This window comes from Roseomonas gilardii, assembly GCF_001941945.1.
In the GTDB taxonomy this organism is placed as follows: Bacteria; Pseudomonadota; Alphaproteobacteria; order Acetobacterales; family Acetobacteraceae; genus Roseomonas.
The window spans coordinates 2,146,074-2,161,978 of the sequence record NZ_CP015583.1 but is presented as its reverse complement, the minus strand read 5'-3'; the positions used below and the strand labels follow the sequence as shown (position 1 = coordinate 2,161,978).

The window sequence follows — 15,905 nt, the reverse complement described above, 5'->3', positions numbered from 1 at the left end:
CGGGCCATGCCAGAGGATGCCGGATTGCATGGCTCAGCCGCCCCATAACCCGTCCGCCGTCGCGCCAGACTCGCTCACGGGGCGGATCGTCGGCGCCTGCTGTCGCCATGCCTGGTGGGTCCTGCTGCTGGCCCTGCTGCTGACCGGGGCCGCCGGCCTGTACAGCAGCCGGCACTTCGCCATGACGACCGATACGGCGGAGCTGATCTCCCCGGACCTGCCCTACCGGCAGCGGGAGATCGCCCTCAACGCCGCCTTCCCGCAGAACCAGGACATGACGGTGGTGGTGCTGGACGGGGCAACGCCGGAACTAGCGGAACTCGGGGCGGCGCGGCTCTATGACCGGCTCAAGGCCAGGGAGGACCTGTTCCGCACTGTCCGGCGTCCCGATGGCGGCTCCTTCTTCGCCCGCTACGGGCTGATGCTGCTGCCGCTGGCGGAGGTGCAGGCGAATGCCGACCAACTGATCCAGGCCCAACCCTTCCTTGGGCCGCTGGCCGCCGATCCCAGCCTGCGCGGGGTAATGGGGGCGCTGGACACGGTGCTGCTCGGTGTGGAGCGTGGCCAGGCGAAGCTGGAGGACATCCGCCGCCCGCTGGAGGCCCTGGCCGCCAGCTTTGGCGCCGTGGCGGAGGGCGGGCCGGGCTTCTTCTCCTGGCGCAATCTGTTCTCCGACCAGCCGGCCGGGGTGCGGGAGACCCGCAAGTTCATTCTGGTCCAGGCGAAGCTCGACTATGGCTCGCTGGAGCCCGGCGCCCGGGCCAGCGCCGCGATCCGCGAGGCGGCGCGCGAGCTGGGGCTGGACGCGGCGCGGGGCGTGACCGTTCGGCTGACCGGCAGCGTGCCGCTTTCCGACGAGGAGTTCGCCACCCTGGCGGAAGGCGCCTCGCTGATGGGCATCGCCATGGTCGTCTGCCTCGTCGCCATGGTCTGGCTCGCCGTGCGCTCCTGGCGCTTCACCCTGGCGATCCTGCTCAGCACCATCCTCGGCTTGGTGCTGACCGCCGGGGCGGGGCTGCTGGTGATCGGGCGCTTCAACCTGATCTCGGTGGCCTTCATCCCTCTCTTCGTCGGGCTGGGGGTGGATTTCGGCATCCAGGTCTCGGTCCGCGCCCGGGCGGAGCGCCTGCGCCACCCCGCGCTGGGCGATGCGCTGGTGGCGGCCGGGAATGCCGTGGGCGGCTCGCTGGCCCTGGCGGCGGCGGCCATCGCGGCGGGGTTCTTCGCCTTCCTGCCCACCAGCTATATCGGCGTCTCGGAGCTCGGGGCCATCGCCGGGGTGGGGATGGTGGTGGCCTTCGTGCTCAGCATCACGCTGCTGCCGGCACTCCTGACCCTGCTGCGCCCGGCGGGCGAGGCGCGGGAGGTCGGCTTCGCCGCTCTGGCCCCGGTCGAGACCTGGCTGCACCGCCACCACCGGGGGGTGATCGCCGCCGCGGTTCTGCTGGCCGTCGGATCGGTGGCGCTGATGCCGCGGCTGACCTTCGACTTCAACCCGCTGCACCTGCGCAGTGAGAAAGTGGAGTCGGTCTCGACGATCGAGGACCTGATGAAGGACCCCGACCGCTCCCCCTATACGATCGACGTGCTGATGCCCTCGCTGGCCGAGGCCGACTCGCTGGCGAAGCGCATCGCGCCGCTGCCCGAGGTGGCCCAGGTCGTCACCCTGGACAGCTTCGTGCCGGGTCAGCAGGAGGAGAAGCTGGCGGCCATCCAGGACGCGGCCGATCTCCTCTCCCTGACCCTGGACCCGGTCAGTGTCCGCCCGCCGCCCACCGACGCCGAGGTGGTGGAGAATTTCCGCGCCACAGCCGCCGGGCTGCGCCGTGCGGCGGGGGAGGCGAAGGATGCCCAAAGCGGGGCCGGGGCCGATGCCGCGCGCAGCCTCGCCACGGCGCTGGAACGCTTGGCGGGCGCCTCGCCGGATGTCCGGGCCCGGGCCTCGGAGGCGGTGATCACCCCGCTGCGCGTGCTGCTGGCCCAGATCCGCGACATGCTCTCGGCCGGGCCGGTGACGGTGGAAACGCTGCCGCCTGAGCTGCGGGCCGACTGGGTGGCACCCGACGGGCGGGCGCGGGTACAGGTCTTCCCGCAGGGCGGCACCAGCAGCAACGAGGCGCTGCGCCGCTTCGCCGCCGCAGTGCAGGCGGTGGCGCCCCAGGCCACCGGCGCGCCGATCTCGTTGCAGGAGGCCGGGGACAGCATCGTCCATGCCTTCCTCCAGGCCGGGGTGCTCTCGGCCATCGTCATCACCCTGCTGCTGGCCTTCGTGCTGCGGCGGGTGCGGGACGTGCTGCTGACCATCCTGCCGGTGATCGCCAGCGGGCTGCTGACCCTGGGCGCCTGCGTGGTGCTGGGGGAGGCGCTGAACTTCGCCAACATCATCGCCCTGCCGCTGCTCTTCGGCATCGGCGTGGCCTTCAACATCTATTACGTGATGGCCTGGCGGCAGGGTGAGGCGGCGCTGCTGTCCAGCAGCCTGACCCGGGCCATCGTCTTCAGCGCCCTGACCACGGCGACGGGCTTCGGCAGCCTCTGGCTCTCCACCCATCCGGGCACGGCGAGCATGGGGCGGCTGCTGATGATCTCGCTCGCCTGCGTGCTGCTGGTGATCCTGCTGTTGCAACCGGCGCTGCTGGCGAGGCCGGCGGCCGGGAAGCGATGAGCGGCGGGGAGCCGGGTCTCAGGCCGGCTTCATCAGCCGGTCGCTGAGCTCGTTCAAGCGCTGCACCAGCGTCGCCGCGCCCTGGCGGACGGAAGCGGCGAATTCCGACCGGCGGATGCTCAGTTCGCTGATCGAGTCGTGCAGCACATCGGTGATGCGCCAGGCCCCGTCCGCCTGGTGCATGCGATAGGTGAGGTCCACCGGCTTGCCGGAGGGGTTCAGCAGCCGGCTCACCACGATCTTCTCGTCGCCCCGGGCCTCGACCCGCTGGGTCTCGAAGCTCTGGCCGCTGTAGCCGTCGAAATTGCTGGCGTAGCTGGCCACGGTCATCCGGGTGAAAGCCTGGATGACCGCCTGCTGCTCCTGCGGGGTGAAGGAGGACCAGCGGGACCCCACGGCGAAGCGCGACATGGCCGGGATGTCGAAGACCGCCTGCACCACCGGGGCGAGCTGCTGGTAGCGCCCCTGGACGCCCAGCGCCTGCGCCCGCCTCATCACGTCGAGCAGCGCGGCATGCAGCCGCTCGATCTGCGCCGCGGCGGGATCGGCGGCCTGGGCCATGGCGACGGGGGCGAGGGCGGGAAGCAGGGCGGCCGCGAGGAGCGCCTGCCGGCGGGATATGGGCATGCCCGTGTTTCCCTGGCGCGTTGCCGCTTGGCAAGCCCGGCCGGTGGATGGCGCGCGGCAGCCCGGCACAAAGCTGCGTGGGTTGGCCTTCGCGACCCCCTGGCGGGCTTCGGCCCGGCCGTGGCGGCAGGGCGGTCCGGACTGTGGCGGATCGGCCACAATGCCGGTGGAAGAACGGGCTCACCGGCTTGTTGCCCTGCACCCTCGGCCCCAATCAGGAAGGATGAACCCGACCGGCACGGTCTGAAACCGCCTGACCTGTCCTTCACCAGCCCGGGAACCGCTCCGGACGGGCCAGTCGCGAGGGCCTTGGTGTGGAGGGCAGGGCCGATGTGCGGCCTGTGCGGGCGTGCGGTCCGGACATGCGTGCTAGGAGGCGGAGGAAGCTCGCGAATCCTGGCCGGGCCTGCCCGCCGGATCGTGTCGGAAGCCGGTCCGGGAGAACGGCCCGGGGTGGATCGCCCGGGACGGCTCGGCCCGCCGGGAGAGCCGTCCGGGCCGGGTGCCCGGTGGCATGTTGAGATGGAACCTGGCCGCCCGTCGCGGCGGCCGTGAGAGACAGCAAGGAGCGCGGCTTTGGGCATCCCCATGCTGCAGGCGGCCCGCATCGGGTCCTATATTTTCAGGCAGCACCTTTCCGGGCGGAAGCGCTATCCGCTCGTGCTCATGCTGGAGCCCCTGTTCCGTTGCAACCTCGCCTGCGCGGGCTGTGGCAAGATCGACTATCCGTCGGAAATCCTGAACCAGCGGCTTTCCTATGACGAGTGCATGGAGGCGATCGACGAATGCGGCGCCCCCGTCGTCTCGATCGCGGGCGGCGAGCCGCTGCTGCACAAGGAGATGCCGAAGATCGTCGAGGGCTATCTGGCGAAGAAGAAGTTCGTGATCCTCTGCACGAACGCTCTTCTGCTGGAAAAGAAGATCGACGACTACAAGCCGCATCCCGCCTTCACCTGGTCCATCCACCTGGATGGCAACGAGGCGATGCACGACAAGTCGGTCTGCCAGACGGGCGTCTATGACAAGGCCGTCGCGGCCATCAAGCTCGCGAAGAGCAAGGGCTTCCGCGTCAGCATCAACTGCACGCTGTTCAACGATGCCGACCCGCAGCAGACCGCCGACTTCTTCGACGACATGAAGGCGATCGGCCTGGACGGCATCACCGTCTCCCCGGGCTATGCCTATGAGCGCGCGCCGGACCAGCAGCACTTCCTGAACCGCACCAAGACCAAGGAGCTGTTCCGCGGCATCCTGGCGCGCGGCAAGGGTGGAAAGAAGTGGCCTTTCAGCCAGTCCACCATGTTCCTGAACTTCCTGGCCGGCAACGAGGCCTATGCCTGCACGCCCTGGGGCAACCCGACGCGCACGGTCTTCGGCTGGCAGAAGCCCTGCTACCTGCTCGGCGAAGGCTATGCGAAGACCTTCCGCGAACTGATGGACGACACGGAGTGGGACAAGTACGGCGTCGGTAACTATGAGAAGTGCGCCGACTGCATGGTCCATTCCGGCTTCGAGGCCTCGGCGGTGAAGCACACGGTGCAGAACCCGCTCAAGGCGGCGATGGTCTTCCTGCGCGGCGTGCGGACGGAAGGGCCGATGGCGCCCGATATCTCGATCGAGAACCAGCGCCCGGCGCAGTTCGTCTTCTCCGGTCATGTGGAGAAGAAGCTAGTGGAGATCCGCCGCACGAAGAGCGCCAAGCACGGTGGGAGCACCAAGCCCGGCGCCCAGGCGACGATTGCCGCGGAGTAGCGCGCGGAACGCCCGCTCCGCCTCGATCCCGGTGCGCACCAGCGCCGGGATCTGAAGCGGGTCGCGCAGCAGCGAGCCGAGCACGGCGAGCGGCGCCATGCGCCCGTCCGGCCGCATGCCCACCATGGCGGCCGGGGGCAGGTTGCGCCGCGCGGAATCCGAGATCACGCGCGCCACGGCGAAGGGCAGCCCGTGCCGCTGCGCCACTCGCCCCGCGACATGCGATTCCATGTCCACCGCCACGGCGCCGGAAGCCTTGCGCAGATTGGCCTTCCACCGCGCGCCGGTGACCATTTCGTCAGACCCCGCCACCAGTCCCGGCATGGCGCCCGGCAGGTAGTGCAGCAGCCACTCCGTCCATTCCGGCTGGGTGGGGATGCGGCTGTAGCCGTCGAGCACCGCGCCGGCCACCACCCAGTCGCCCGGTTCCAGCCCGGGGGCGAGGGCGCCGGCCAGGCCGGTGCTCAGGATGCCGCGCACCTGGGGCGCCAGCCGTTCCAGCTCCGCCTCCAGCCAGGCGGCGTCGCCGCCGCCGGAGATGGCGAGGATGCCGGGGCCGGACACGATCCGGGCCTCCCGCCGCAGGCCCGTCGCGGCGAGGAGGATCGGGGGGATCGAGGTCACGGGTGGCTCAGAGGCCCCAGGACGGCTGGGTCGCGTTGCCCTTGCGCAGGTTGCGGTAGCGCGCCACGGCCCAGAGCGGGAAGAAGCGCACATAGCCGTGGTAGCGGAGGTAGAAGACGCGCGGGAAGCCGCCGCCCGTATAGGCCTCCTGGTTCCACAGCCCCGTCTCGTCCTGCTGCGCCTGAAGATAGGCGACGCCGCGCGCGACGGCGGGATCGTCCACATAGCCCGCCGCCATCAGCCCGAGCAGCGCCCAGGCCGTCTGACAGGGATTGGAAGGCGCCTTCTCATAGCTGCGGTAGTCGAGCTTGTAGCTCTCGCAATCCTCGCCCCAGCCGCCATCCTCGTTCTGGATGCGCAGCAGCCATTCCGCGCCGCGCCGCACGGTCGGGTGCTCCGCCGTCCAGCCCGCCGCGTTGAGGCCGCACAGCGCCGACCAGGTGCCGTAGATGTAGTTGACGCCCCAGCGGCCGAACCAGCTTCCGTCGGCCTCCTGCTCGCGCACGATGTAGTCCAGCGCGGCGCGCATCCGGGGGTTCACCTCGGTCTCGCCGAGCTGCGCCAGCATCGCCACGCAACGCGCGCTGACATCCACGGTCGGCGGGTCGAGCAGCGCGCCGTGATCGGCGAAGGGGATGTTGTTCAGGTAGTGGTAGCTATTGTCCGCGTCGAAGGCGCCCCAGCCGCCGTTGCGGCTTTGCAGCCCGATCGTCCATTCCGCGCCACGCGCGATGGCTTCCTCGAAATTCTCGCCCGGTTCCAGCCTGCGGCGAGCGCGGTCCATCGCCATCACCACCACGGCCGTGTCATCGAGATCGGGGTAATGCGCGTTGCGGTACTGGAAGGCCCAGCCACCGGGGCGCACATCCGGGCGGATCTCCGCCCAGTCGCCGCGCACCTCCAGCTCCTGCAAGGGCTTCAGCCAGGCGAGACCCCTCTCCACCGCCTCGCCATGCTCCAGTTCACCCGCCTCCATCAGCGCGTGGCAGGTCAGCGCCGTGTCCCAGACGGGCGAGACGCAGGGCTGGCAATAGGCTTCGTCCTCGCCGACGACCAGCAGCTTCTCGACCGAGGCGCGGGCGATGGCGCGGTCCGGATGGTCCTCCGGATAGCCGAGCGCGTCGTACATCATCACGCTGTTGGCCATGGCCGGATAGATCGCGCCCAGCCCGTCCTCGCCATTCAGCCGCTCACGCACGAAATCCACGCACCAGTCGATGGCGCGCTGGCGCGAGCCCTTGGGCCAGAGCGGCTCGGCGGCCTTGAGACCGAGGTCGAGGCTGTTGAAGAACAGTGCCCAGCCCGGCCTGCGATGCGACTTCGACCGCCGCAGTCGCATGCGGTCGCGGGGCAGGAAGAGCTCGGGGATATGGACGCCGCGCGGATTGCGGGCACGCGCCTTCTTCGCCTGCAGCACCAGCAGCGGCACGATCACCGTGCGCGCCCAGTAGGCCATCTTGCTCAGATGGATCGGGAACCAGCGCGGCAGCAGCACCATCTCCACCGGCATGGAGGGCACGCGGCTCCAGGAGATTTCGCCATACATGGCGAGCAGGATGCGGGTGAAGACATTGGCGGCGCCCGCGCCGCCACGGGCCAGAAGCGCCTCGCGCGCCCGCACCATATGCGGCGCGTCGGGGCTGTCGCCGATCATCTTCAGGCAGAAATAGGCCTTCACCGTCGCGCTGATATCGAAGGCGCCGCCATGGAAGAGCGGCCAGCCGCCGTGGTCGCCCTGGATGCGGCGCAGGTAGTTGCCGATGCGCCGCTCCAGCTCCAGGTCCTCGGGCTCCGCCAGATGGTGGCGCAGCAGGACGTATTCGGCGGGGATGGTGGCGTCGGCCTCCAGCTCGAAGACCCAGTGCCCATCCTCGCGCTGCATCCCCCGCAGCGCCTGGGCGGCGCGCCCGACCATCGCATCGAGCGCGGCCGCGCCGATCGGCTCCGCGGCCGCGGGATGCGAGGACAGGGAAGCGATGTCGTCGGTGTTGTCCCGCGGTACACCAGCCGGTGCGTCGAACATTTCGCAGCAGCCTCAGTTCATGGCGGAGAGGGCCAGAGCGGCCGCCCTCTCTCCGGAGCGCAAGGCGCCCTCGATGGTGGAAGGAAGTCCGGTATCCGTCCAATCGCCCGCCAGGAACAGGTTGGTCCAGCGGGTGCGGGCGGATGGCCGCCTTGCGTCCTGCGCGGGCGTGGCGGCGAAGGTGGCGCGTTTCTCCTTCACGATGCGCCAGGGGGGCAGAGGCGCGGTGAGGCCGTGCACGCGCGTGATGTCGCCCCAGATGCGCCGGGCCAGCGCCTCCGGATCGGCATCCAGCAGCGCATCGGCATTGCTGACGGTGACGGAGAAGCGGTCTGGGAAAGCGAAGATCCATTCCGCCGTGCCGCCGACCACGCCGACCATCGGCTCCGCGCCGTCCGGCGGGACGAGGCGGAAATGCGCGTTCAGGATGGCGCGGAAATCATCCGGCGCCTCCAGTCCCGGCACCAGTTCCGAGGCCACCCAGGGTGGCACCGCCAGCACCACGGCCTCATCCCGGCCGACCGGCACCAGGCCGTCGGCGAAGGCCAGGGCGGAAACCCGCTCGTCCTCGAATTCCAGCCGACGCAGCCGGCGGGACAGGCGGATCTCCGTGCCCAGGCGGCCCAGATGATCCAGGGCCGGGTCGACGAAGGCGGCGGCCAGGGTCGGCTCGGCGATACGTGGGCGGCAGGCGGCACCGCCCTTGGCCAGGCTGTCCCGCACCACGGCGCCGGCGAGGTCGGCGGAGCCTTCCTGCGGGCGGGTGTTCAGGGCGGCGACCAGAAAGGGCTGGAGCAGGCGCTCCCAGAGCGGGCCGGAGCAGTCCAGCACCTCGTCGATCCGCTTGCCGGGATGCGGGCGCAGCAGCTTGCCGAGGGCGAGGTAGCCCGCCGCCGTGGTGCCGGGCACGCGGCGGGAGGGGCTGAGGATCCACCAGGGCAGGGGGCCGTCATTCGGCCGCAGCCGCCAGGAATCCCCGTCGCGCAGGTCGGTGAAGGCGAAATCCGCCGTGTCCGGACCGGCCAGCCGTTCCTCCGCGCCGATCGTGGCCAGGTAGCGAGCCACGGATTCATTGCCGGACAGGACGAGGTGGTTGCCGTTGTCGATCACCAGGTCGAGCTGGCTGTCGCGGTAGGAGCGGCAGCGGCCCCCAGCCTGCGCGGCCGATTCCGACAGCTCCACCGGCAGGCCCCGCCCGGCCAGCGCCACCGCCGCCGAGAGCCCGGCCAGCCCGGCTCCCACCACATGGGCACGCCCCTGGCCCGTCATGGCCGGTCCGCTCATCCGAGCAGCCCGTGCCGCGCCACGATCCAGAGCAGGCGCGGCTTGCCGATCCGCACCCTCCGGCGGGGCGCCCGCCAGCCCTGGGCCAGCATCCCGTCCAGGATGCGGCGGTACACCGCCCCCATCAGGCGCGGCGCCATCAGCCGGCCGCGGGGCCGGGCCCGCATGACCCGGTCAGCCCCGGCGAAATGGGCCCGGGCCTCGCCGGCCAGGGCATGGCAGACGATGTCCACGCGCGGGTCGGCGATCACCGCCACCGGATCGTCCATGAGGCTGGCCGGGATGCCGGCAGCCGCCAGCTCCTCGCGCGGCAAATAGAGCCGCCCGATCGCCGCGTCCTCGTCCAGGTCGCGCAGGATGTTGGTCAGTTGCAGCGCCATGCCGAGGCTGTGCGACAAGGCGAGACCGGGCGCCTCCTCCATGCCGAAGACGCGGCAGGACAGGCGGCCCACCGCGCAGGCCACGCGGTCACAATAGAGGTTCAGGGTAGCGCGGTCCGGGGCGCGGATATCGCCCTTGACATCCATTGCCATCCCCTCGACGACGGCCAGGAAATCCTCCAGCCGCAGCCCGTAGCGGCGCACAGCGTCCCCCAGGAAGGCCGCACGCCCGGCCGGCCGGCCGGCGAAGAGCGCGGCAAGGTCGCGGCGCCAGTCCTCCAGCTCCGCCGCGCGGACGGGGCGCGGGCGCGTGCCGTCATCGGCGATGTCGTCCACCTGCCGGCAGAAGGCATAGATGGCGAACATGCCCGCCCGCTCCGGCTTCGGCAGCAGGCGCATGGCGGCATAGAAGGAACTGCCGGAAACCTGCCGCTCCAGCGCGACCAGGTCGTCGGATGTGCTCACGGCGGCTGTCACCTCGTCATTCCCGCCGTCGCGCCTCCTGCTCCGTTCCGCCGGTCTCCGCCCCATCGGGCGATGTCACGTCCGGCCCTGTGCCTTTCCGGGAAAACCAGCCCCAGCGGGTGCCCAGCGTTCCGGCCGCACCCAGCAGGGCGAGGCCCAGGGCCTCGGCGCGCCGGTGATGCACCCGCTCCGCCAGCGGGTCGCGCCGGAGCAGCCGAATCGTCAGGCTTTCCGCCAGTTTCTGGATCACTCCTACTTCCACAGAGAGACGCAGATCCTGGATCTGTGTCGAAAAAGCGCGTGAGGCGTCCAGCAATCCTGCCGTTTTCTCCGCCAGCGTGGCGATCACGCCACGCAAGGCGGGGCTGGCCGCGGGGGCATCCAGGGCTTCCACCCCGATCCCGGCCCGTTCCAGCAGGTCCTGCGGCAGATAGACCCGGTCCAGGTTCCGGCGGTCCTTGGCGCAGTCCTGCAGGTGGTTGATCACCTGCAGGGCACTGCACAGCGCATCGTTGCGGGGCCAGAGCGCCCGGCTTTCACCATGCACGTCCAGCACGAAGCGCCCGACGGGGGAGGCGGAATAGCGGCAGTAGTCCATCAGCTCCGTCCAGTCCGCGTAGCGCAATCGGGTCACGTCGCGGCGGAAGGCTTCCAGCAGGTCCAGCGGGTGCTGTTCGTCCAACCCACGCTCGCGCAGCACCCGGTGGAGGGCCTCGCCCTCGGGGTTGGCTCCCGTCTCGCCTCGCAGCCCGCGCTCCATGCGGGCGAGCTGCTCCAGCTTCTCGGCGGGAGCGGCGGTGGGGTGGTCGGCCACGTCGTCGGCAATCCGGGCAAAGCGGTAGAAGGCCAGGATGGCCGGGCGGTGCCGTGCGCTGACGAGGCGCGAGGCGACCGGGAAGTTCTCGTCCCCGGAGCCCTTGCCGGAAGCGAGGTCGGCGGCCTGGGTCATGGCCGGACCTCCCCGGTGCTGGTGCTGGCTGAGGCGGCGGCTTCCACCTGCGCCTGGGCGCGCCCCTTCCACATGCCGCCCCGGCCCCGCCGGACATCGAGCGCGGAGCGCAAGGTGAAGACCGTATAGGCGAGGCCGATAGCGGGCAGGGCCAGGCCCCAGAGCAGCGCCTCCAGGGGGGAACGCCGGTAGAAGCGGAGCATCGGGTGGAAGGCCAGGGCCATGAGGCCCCAGGCCAGAAAGCCCAGGAACTGGGCCGGACCGCCGGCGAAGAGGGCCAGCAGCACCGGGAGCATATAGGTCACGACCATGCCCAGCACCGTCCCCGCCAGCAGCACGGGCGAATAGCCGAGCTGGGCATAGGCGGAGCGGGACACCATCCGCCCGATCTCCGCCACGCTGCGATAGGGGCGCAGGCTGGTGGCGCGATAGGTCAGGCTGAGGCGGATCGGCCCCTGCGCCTTGAGCCGGCGGCCGAGGGCGCAGTCGTCGATGATCTCGTGCCGGATGGAGTCGATGCCTCCCGCCGCCTCCAGCGCCGTGCGGCGGACCAGCATGCAGCCCCCGGCGGCGGCGGCCATCGGGTTGCGGTCGTCGGAGACCCAGCGGAAGGGGTAGAGCATCTGGAAGAAGAAGACGAAGGCGGGGATCAGGAAGCGTTCCGCCGCGTTGGCGCAGGACAGTTCCGCCATCAGCGAGACCAGGGCGCAGCGGTCGCGCTCCGCCCGGGCCACCAGGGCGCGCAGGTTGGTCGGCGTGTGGCCGATATCGGCATCGGTCAGCAGCAGGTAGTCCGGCGGTGCCTCGCCATTCCCGGCGCAGGCATGGGCCACGCCCTGGCGCACCGCCCAGAGCTTGCCCGTCCAGCCCTGGGGCAGCGGGGTGCCGGGCAGCATCTCCAGCCGCTCCCCGGCACCGGGGATGGCGAGCGCCGCCTCGGCCGTGCCGTCCGTGCTGCCGTCATCGACCAGGATGACGCGGAAGGGGCCGGGATAGCGCTGCGCCAGCAGACTGCCGACCGAGCGGGCGATGACATCGGCTTCGTTGCGGGCGGGGACCACGGCGGCGACGGTGGGCCAGGAGGCCGGGTCGGGGGCCTCGTCCCGGTCGTCACGGTCGCGCGCCAGCCAGAAGCCGCCGCGTGCCAGCAGCATGACGAGCCAGATCGCCACGGGCACCAGGGCAAGCAGGATGAGAAGCATTCAGTGCAGGTAGCCTGCCTCGCGGAACCAGGCCAGGGCATCGGCCACGCCCTGCTGGTAGGGGCGGGCGTTGTAGCCCAGCTCCCGTTCCGCCTTGGCCGAGGAGAAGAACATCCGGTAGCGCGACATGCGCAGCCCATCGACGGTGAGCAGCGGCTCCTTGCCGGTGATCCGCGCCACCGCCTCGAAGCCATAGGCGAGGGGGTAGAGCGGGCCGCGCGGCAGGCTGATCCGGGGCGGCTTGCGCCCGGTCAGCCCCGCGATCACCGAAAGGAGTTCCTTCAGCGACACGTTCTCGCCGCCCAGGATGTAGCGCTCCCCGATCCGTCCCCGCTCGAAGGCCAGAAGGTGCCCGGCGGCGATGTCGTCCACATGCGCGAAGTTCAGCCCGGTATCGACGAAGGCGGGCATCTTGCCGCGCGCCGCGTCGAGGATCATGCGCCCCGTGGGCGTCGGACGGATGTCGCGCGGCCCGATCGGGGTGGAGGGGTTCACGATGACGGCCGGGAGCCTCTCCTTCGCCACCATCTCCTCGACCACCCTCTCGGCCCAGGTCTTGGACCGCTTGTAGACGCCGATCGCCTCCTGCGGCGCGGCGGGGGAAGTCTCGTCCACCGGACCGGTGGCGCCGGCGAGCCTGAGCGTGGCCACGCTGCTCGTATAGACGATGCGCTCCACGCCTTCCTTCAGCGCAGCGCGCATCAGGTTGCGCGTGCCCTCGACATTCGCCCGGGTCATCACCGAAGGATCGGGCGCCCAGAGCCGGTAATCCGCCGCCACATGGAAGAGATAGCGCATGCCCTTGAGCGCCGCGGCGAGAGAGGCGGCGTCGGTGAGGTCGCCCTGCACCACCTCGAAGCCCAGGCCGGAAAGGTTGCCGCGTGGGCTGGTGGGGCGGATGAGGGCGCGCACCTCCAGCCCGCGGGCCAGCAAGCTGCGCGCCACGGCGGAACCCAGAAAGCCGGAAGCGCCGGTGACCAGCACCTTGTCGCCGGGGCGAAGGGGCGCCGGGGACGGCTGATCCGTCCGATCGCCAGCCTGTTCCATCGATTCGGGATGCTCCGGAGCGGCCTGTGCTGCGGCGGGCCAGGGCGGCCTGAACTTCCCGCCGGCTGGCCGGATACGGGGCAGGAAGCCGGCGCAAGCTAGCCCAAGCGAGAAGAGCGCGAAATGGCCCTGGCGCGATTATGGCGGGAAAACAGGCCAATAGACCGTGGAGTGGTGGGCGGCCTACGTCATGCAAGACATGCTTGCGCTTCGGTGCACCGACAAGGCGTCCGATGGAGGAAAGGCCAAAGACAGGCAGCCCTGTCATGAAAATCGAAGCTCAGCGCAATCTTTCAGAGATCACGATGATTTTTATCTATTGTGAGGATATGTCTCGTGTTATGAGACGTATCACAAGGTGCATCGGCGCTTGCAGCGTTCACCCTTCCTGAACGCTTTCCATGCGCAACTGATGCCCGGACACGGAACAGAAGGTTTGCCCGCCATGGACATGAACTGGATCGGACGGCCCGCCGGCCAGGACATCCTCCCGCCGCATGTGGCCGAGGACCCCGCTCTGCTGGCCTCCATCGACGAGGATCTCCGCCAGGCTTCCGCCGCCATCGACGCGGCGCTTGTTTCTCCGATGCGGGCCATCAAGGCGCAACACATCGCCCGGGCCATGGCGCATATGGCCGAAGCCCAACGCGTTCAGCGCATGCTGGAAGTCGCCGCGCAGCGCGAAGGCTGAGGAAGACCCACCCGAGCGGCACGACCGCGGACCAGCCGAAGGTTCTTCAGCCGAAGGGGTGCGGCCTCTCTCGCCAGCTCGGCGCATACAGCGACGCCATGGCCCGAAGCGGGTCTTCCCCGGCTTCGGCTTCCGCCATTTCCTCCGGCAGAGCCGGCTTCGCGAGACGCATCAGAAGCGGACGTGGCGGAAGCTTCCGTTCCAGTTGGCCTGTCCCGCAACGCTCGATCCGCCCCTCATGCCGGGCGGCCACCAGCTCCGCGAGGGGCGCGATCAACCGACGCATTTCCCGCTTCACCATGTCCGCCGACCAGGCACCATGCGCCGCCTCGAAAATGGCAGTCGCTGCTGCCCATGATTCGCCGTCGGGCCGGCCCGATCGCCGCAATTCCTCGTATTGCCGGGCAGCCTCACGAGCCGCGAGGAGATCGAGCGTCGCAGGGGGAGGGGAGGATTCGTGCGCCATGGGCGAAGGTTAGCGAGGAAAGAACAAATAGGGAACAAAAACCTCATGCGAGAACCCGCCTGGGACTGACGGGCTTGGAGAGCGCGGATCAGGCATGCGAGCACGCCCTGCACCTTGGACAAGGTTACGCTGCAATCTTCCGTAGAGGTATCCCCTTGGCCCGCAAACCGCGCCGCAGACGCCCGCATTGGAAGGAGCCGTGTGATGCGCAATATCACCGAACTCTTGGATCGAGATGAACCCGCGCTCCCGCTTCTGCGGGGCTGGATGGACGATTCCGCGGGCAATGGCGGCACCCTACTGCCGCCCTCGGACGAGGTGCGAATCACCACGCTGGTACACTTGCAGGTTACCACCCGGTCCATGCTGGGTACTCTCGCCTACGAAACGGGCGGTGTGTCTGTGGCTGGTGGCCTTATACGCTTGCTTGGCTCTGGCGTGGGGCGCTCGCTGCTTCAAACAGCGGAGATAGCGGGATGTCCTCTCAATGGAGGATACCCGGATGTCATAGTTGTCGGGGACGATGTGCTCGGCGGCCTATTTGCGATCAACGGCGGCCGGTTCGGTGCAAACAAACAAGGGAATGTTTTCCATTTGGCGGCCGACGATACGGCCTGGGTATCTCTCGGAGTCGGCTATACCGACTTCGTTGCCTGGTGCCTGACGGGCGAGTTGGATCACTTGTATGGACCGCTCGCGGGCATCGACGCTTACAAGGCGCGGCCACGGCCAGCCTTCGAGGCGACTTACTCTTTTTACCCCTTCCTGTGGACGCGAGAGGCGACGAACGGGAAGCCGGATGTGCGTGTAATTGGAGCGGACGAGTGCCTGCGGCTCCGCCTTGAACTCTTCGGCTTCGCAATCAGCTGAACGGCTCGCCAAAGGCTTGGCCGAACGCAGATGCTCACAATGCCGACAATGGCCTACTACGCCTTCGAGCGACGCCCGTGTGTGAACTGGTGACATCGACTTCGATATGTTGCTGACCCCCGCTTTGAGAACCGACAGCCAAGGCCGAAGATCAAAGTGAGAAGTGGCGCGGGATGCGCGCCGCAACCATGGGAGCGCCTTTCCTACCAAGTGAGTTCAGGACGTCCTCGTTTAGTTCCCCGGAGTGCACCTTTTCCTCACCCATCACGTATATCCCATCCTTCCGGATCGCGGGGAACACGTCGCACGTCACCCAATCTTGGAAGGCGCGCGCCTGGGGTTTGTCGGAGCGCATGATGAGTTTGTAGAGGCCACTCTCGGAGATGAGGATAGCCCCGCAAGGCTGCCCTGATGTCCGCACCGCTATCCGCCATCCGTTTTGCCTGCTGCCACGCTTCACAGAAGGCATTGCCCATCAGCGAAGCCCGCCATTCCGCTTCCCGATAACATTGCGTGTGCAGGCTTGCCGCAATCTCACGCCTGGGTTGTTCCGATAGCAGGCGGCGGAAGTAATAGACCCCCTGTTTCCGGGCGAGATACCGACCCAGGTGTGAGGGGAGTGGGAGTGTCGGCAGCACGGCAGCCCTCGGAGATGGTCCGAGGCGGAGAAGCCGAGGATTTTCAAGGATGTCGGATGGAGTGGCTGGGGAACCTGGATTCCCTGATCAGCCGACCACGCTCTAGGCCTTCAAGGCTTTCCAGGCCGCCCGCGAAGGATTTGTGGACCACGAATCCGGACCCGTCAACCGCGTCACCCGGACGGCAGTGAAGCACCGCAGGCACCGCTGAGTCCCCCCGCC

15 protein-coding genes are annotated in these 15,905 nt (G+C 69.3%); 4 read left to right on the top strand and 11 right to left on the bottom strand.

From position 1 onward, the window contains the following. Nucleotides 1-28: 28 nt before the first annotated feature. Complete coding sequence (gene hpnN / locus RGI145_RS09850; RefSeq protein ID WP_075798189.1) at nucleotides 29-2,665, top strand: hopanoid transporter HpnN; 2,637 nt, start codon at nucleotides 29-31, stop codon at nucleotides 2,663-2,665. A gap of 18 nt (nucleotides 2,666-2,683) precedes the next feature. Here the strand turns inward: hpnN and RGI145_RS09845 are convergent, their stop codons facing one another. Continuing rightward, on the bottom strand, nucleotides 2,684-3,292 hold the full coding sequence (locus RGI145_RS09845; RefSeq protein WP_075798188.1) for an ABC transporter substrate-binding protein: 609 nt from the start codon (nucleotides 3,290-3,292) through the stop codon (nucleotides 2,684-2,686). A gap of 588 nt (nucleotides 3,293-3,880) precedes the next feature. Here RGI145_RS09845 and hpnH point away from each other — a divergent pair. Beyond that, entirely contained in the window at nucleotides 3,881-5,044 is a 1,164-nt protein-coding gene (hpnH, locus tag RGI145_RS09840) for an adenosyl-hopene transferase HpnH (protein WP_418314508.1), read from the top strand. Here hpnH and RGI145_RS09835 read toward each other — a convergent pair. The 7 genes from RGI145_RS09835 to hpnA are packed head-to-tail and all read right to left on the bottom strand — an operon-like array spanning nucleotide 4,961 to nucleotide 13,018. Beyond that, nucleotides 4,961-5,668 carry a phosphorylase family protein gene (locus tag RGI145_RS09835; protein ID WP_237183258.1) on the bottom strand — a complete coding sequence of 236 codons (708 nt, stop codon included), beginning with the start codon at nucleotides 5,666-5,668 and terminating at the stop codon, nucleotides 4,961-4,963. The two genes, hpnH and RGI145_RS09835, sit on opposite strands and share 84 nt — an antisense overlap. A gap of 7 nt (nucleotides 5,669-5,675) precedes the next feature. After that, nucleotides 5,676-7,691 (bottom strand): squalene--hopene cyclase, encoded by a 2,016-nt coding sequence (gene shc, locus RGI145_RS09830; protein WP_208863954.1) that lies wholly within the window; start codon nucleotides 7,689-7,691, stop codon nucleotides 5,676-5,678. Nucleotides 7,692-7,703: 12 nt separating this feature from the next. Beyond that, entirely contained in the window at nucleotides 7,704-8,960 is a 1,257-nt protein-coding gene (gene hpnE / locus RGI145_RS09825; RefSeq protein ID WP_075799968.1) for a hydroxysqualene dehydroxylase HpnE, read from the bottom strand. Between the two features lie 11 nt (nucleotides 8,961-8,971). Beyond that, nucleotides 8,972-9,820 carry a presqualene diphosphate synthase HpnD gene (gene hpnD / locus RGI145_RS09820; protein ID WP_075799967.1) on the bottom strand — a complete coding sequence of 283 codons (849 nt, stop codon included), beginning with the start codon at nucleotides 9,818-9,820 and terminating at the stop codon, nucleotides 8,972-8,974. A gap of 16 nt (nucleotides 9,821-9,836) precedes the next feature. After that, nucleotides 9,837-10,769 carry a squalene synthase HpnC gene (gene hpnC, locus RGI145_RS09815; RefSeq protein WP_075798186.1) on the bottom strand — a complete coding sequence of 311 codons (933 nt, stop codon included), beginning with the start codon at nucleotides 10,767-10,769 and terminating at the stop codon, nucleotides 9,837-9,839. Continuing rightward, complete coding sequence (locus RGI145_RS09810; RefSeq protein WP_075798185.1) at nucleotides 10,766-11,971, bottom strand: glycosyltransferase; 1,206 nt, start codon at nucleotides 11,969-11,971, stop codon at nucleotides 10,766-10,768. The genes hpnC and RGI145_RS09810 overlap by 4 nt, the downstream gene beginning before the upstream one ends. Then, nucleotides 11,972-13,018 carry a hopanoid-associated sugar epimerase gene (hpnA, locus tag RGI145_RS09805; RefSeq protein ID WP_075798184.1) on the bottom strand — a complete coding sequence of 349 codons (1,047 nt, stop codon included), beginning with the start codon at nucleotides 13,016-13,018 and terminating at the stop codon, nucleotides 11,972-11,974. Nucleotides 13,019-13,463: 445 nt separating this feature from the next. On the opposite strand from hpnA, the gene RGI145_RS09800 reads away from it, so the two are divergent. Beyond that, a complete protein-coding gene (locus tag RGI145_RS09800; protein WP_075798183.1) occupies nucleotides 13,464-13,709 on the top strand; it encodes a hypothetical protein in 246 nt (81 codons plus the stop codon). A 46-nt stretch (nucleotides 13,710-13,755) separates the two neighbouring features. On the opposite strand, the gene RGI145_RS25030 is transcribed toward RGI145_RS09800, so the two are convergent. After that, entirely contained in the window at nucleotides 13,756-14,175 is a 420-nt protein-coding gene (locus RGI145_RS25030) for a hypothetical protein (protein WP_156878487.1), read from the bottom strand. Between the two features lie 204 nt (nucleotides 14,176-14,379). On the opposite strand from RGI145_RS25030, the gene RGI145_RS09790 reads away from it, so the two are divergent. Then, entirely contained in the window at nucleotides 14,380-15,045 is a 666-nt protein-coding gene (locus RGI145_RS09790; RefSeq protein ID WP_075798181.1) for a DUF2625 family protein, read from the top strand. Between the two features lie 151 nt (nucleotides 15,046-15,196). On the opposite strand, the gene RGI145_RS25750 is transcribed toward RGI145_RS09790, so the two are convergent. Together RGI145_RS25750 and RGI145_RS26190 are read right to left on the bottom strand one after the other, a co-directional pair. Further along, nucleotides 15,197-15,400 (bottom strand): BRO-N domain-containing protein, encoded by a 204-nt coding sequence (locus RGI145_RS25750; RefSeq protein ID WP_237183257.1) that lies wholly within the window; start codon nucleotides 15,398-15,400, stop codon nucleotides 15,197-15,199. Then, nucleotides 15,303-15,683, bottom strand: coding sequence for a DUF6538 domain-containing protein (locus RGI145_RS26190; RefSeq protein ID WP_418314502.1), 381 nt, complete (start codon nucleotides 15,681-15,683; stop codon nucleotides 15,303-15,305). Before RGI145_RS26190 ends, RGI145_RS25750 begins: the two co-directional genes overlap by 98 nt. Between the last annotated feature and the right edge of the window lie 222 nt (nucleotides 15,684-15,905).

Excerpts from the sequence above, each read along its gene's own strand:
- hpnC (WP_075798186.1), bottom strand. The coding sequence starts at position 10,769 with ATGACCCAGGCCGCCGACCTCGCTTCCGGCAAGGGCTCCGGGGACGAG.
- hpnE (WP_075799968.1), bottom strand. The coding sequence starts at position 8,960 with ATGACGGGCCAGGGGCGTGCCCATGTGGTGGGAGCCGGGCTGGCCGGG.
- RGI145_RS25750 (WP_237183257.1), bottom strand. The coding sequence starts at position 15,400 with ATGCGCTCCGACAAACCCCAGGCGCGCGCCTTCCAAGATTGGGTGACG.
- hpnA (WP_075798184.1), bottom strand. The coding sequence starts at position 13,018 with ATGGAACAGGCTGGCGATCGGACGGATCAGCCGTCCCCGGCGCCCCTT.
- RGI145_RS09810 (WP_075798185.1), bottom strand. The coding sequence starts at position 11,971 with ATGCTTCTCATCCTGCTTGCCCTGGTGCCCGTGGCGATCTGGCTCGTC.
- RGI145_RS09800 (WP_075798183.1), top strand. The coding sequence starts at position 13,464 with ATGGACATGAACTGGATCGGACGGCCCGCCGGCCAGGACATCCTCCCG.
- RGI145_RS09845 (WP_075798188.1), bottom strand. The coding sequence starts at position 3,292 with ATGCCCATATCCCGCCGGCAGGCGCTCCTCGCGGCCGCCCTGCTTCCC.
- hpnH (WP_418314508.1), top strand. The coding sequence starts at position 3,881 with ATGCTGCAGGCGGCCCGCATCGGGTCCTATATTTTCAGGCAGCACCTT.
- RGI145_RS25030 (WP_156878487.1), bottom strand. The coding sequence starts at position 14,175 with ATGGCGCACGAATCCTCCCCTCCCCCTGCGACGCTCGATCTCCTCGCG.
- hpnN (WP_075798189.1), top strand. The coding sequence starts at position 29 with ATGGCTCAGCCGCCCCATAACCCGTCCGCCGTCGCGCCAGACTCGCTC.
- RGI145_RS09790 (WP_075798181.1), top strand. The coding sequence starts at position 14,380 with ATGCGCAATATCACCGAACTCTTGGATCGAGATGAACCCGCGCTCCCG.
- shc (WP_208863954.1), bottom strand. The coding sequence starts at position 7,691 with ATGTTCGACGCACCGGCTGGTGTACCGCGGGACAACACCGACGACATC.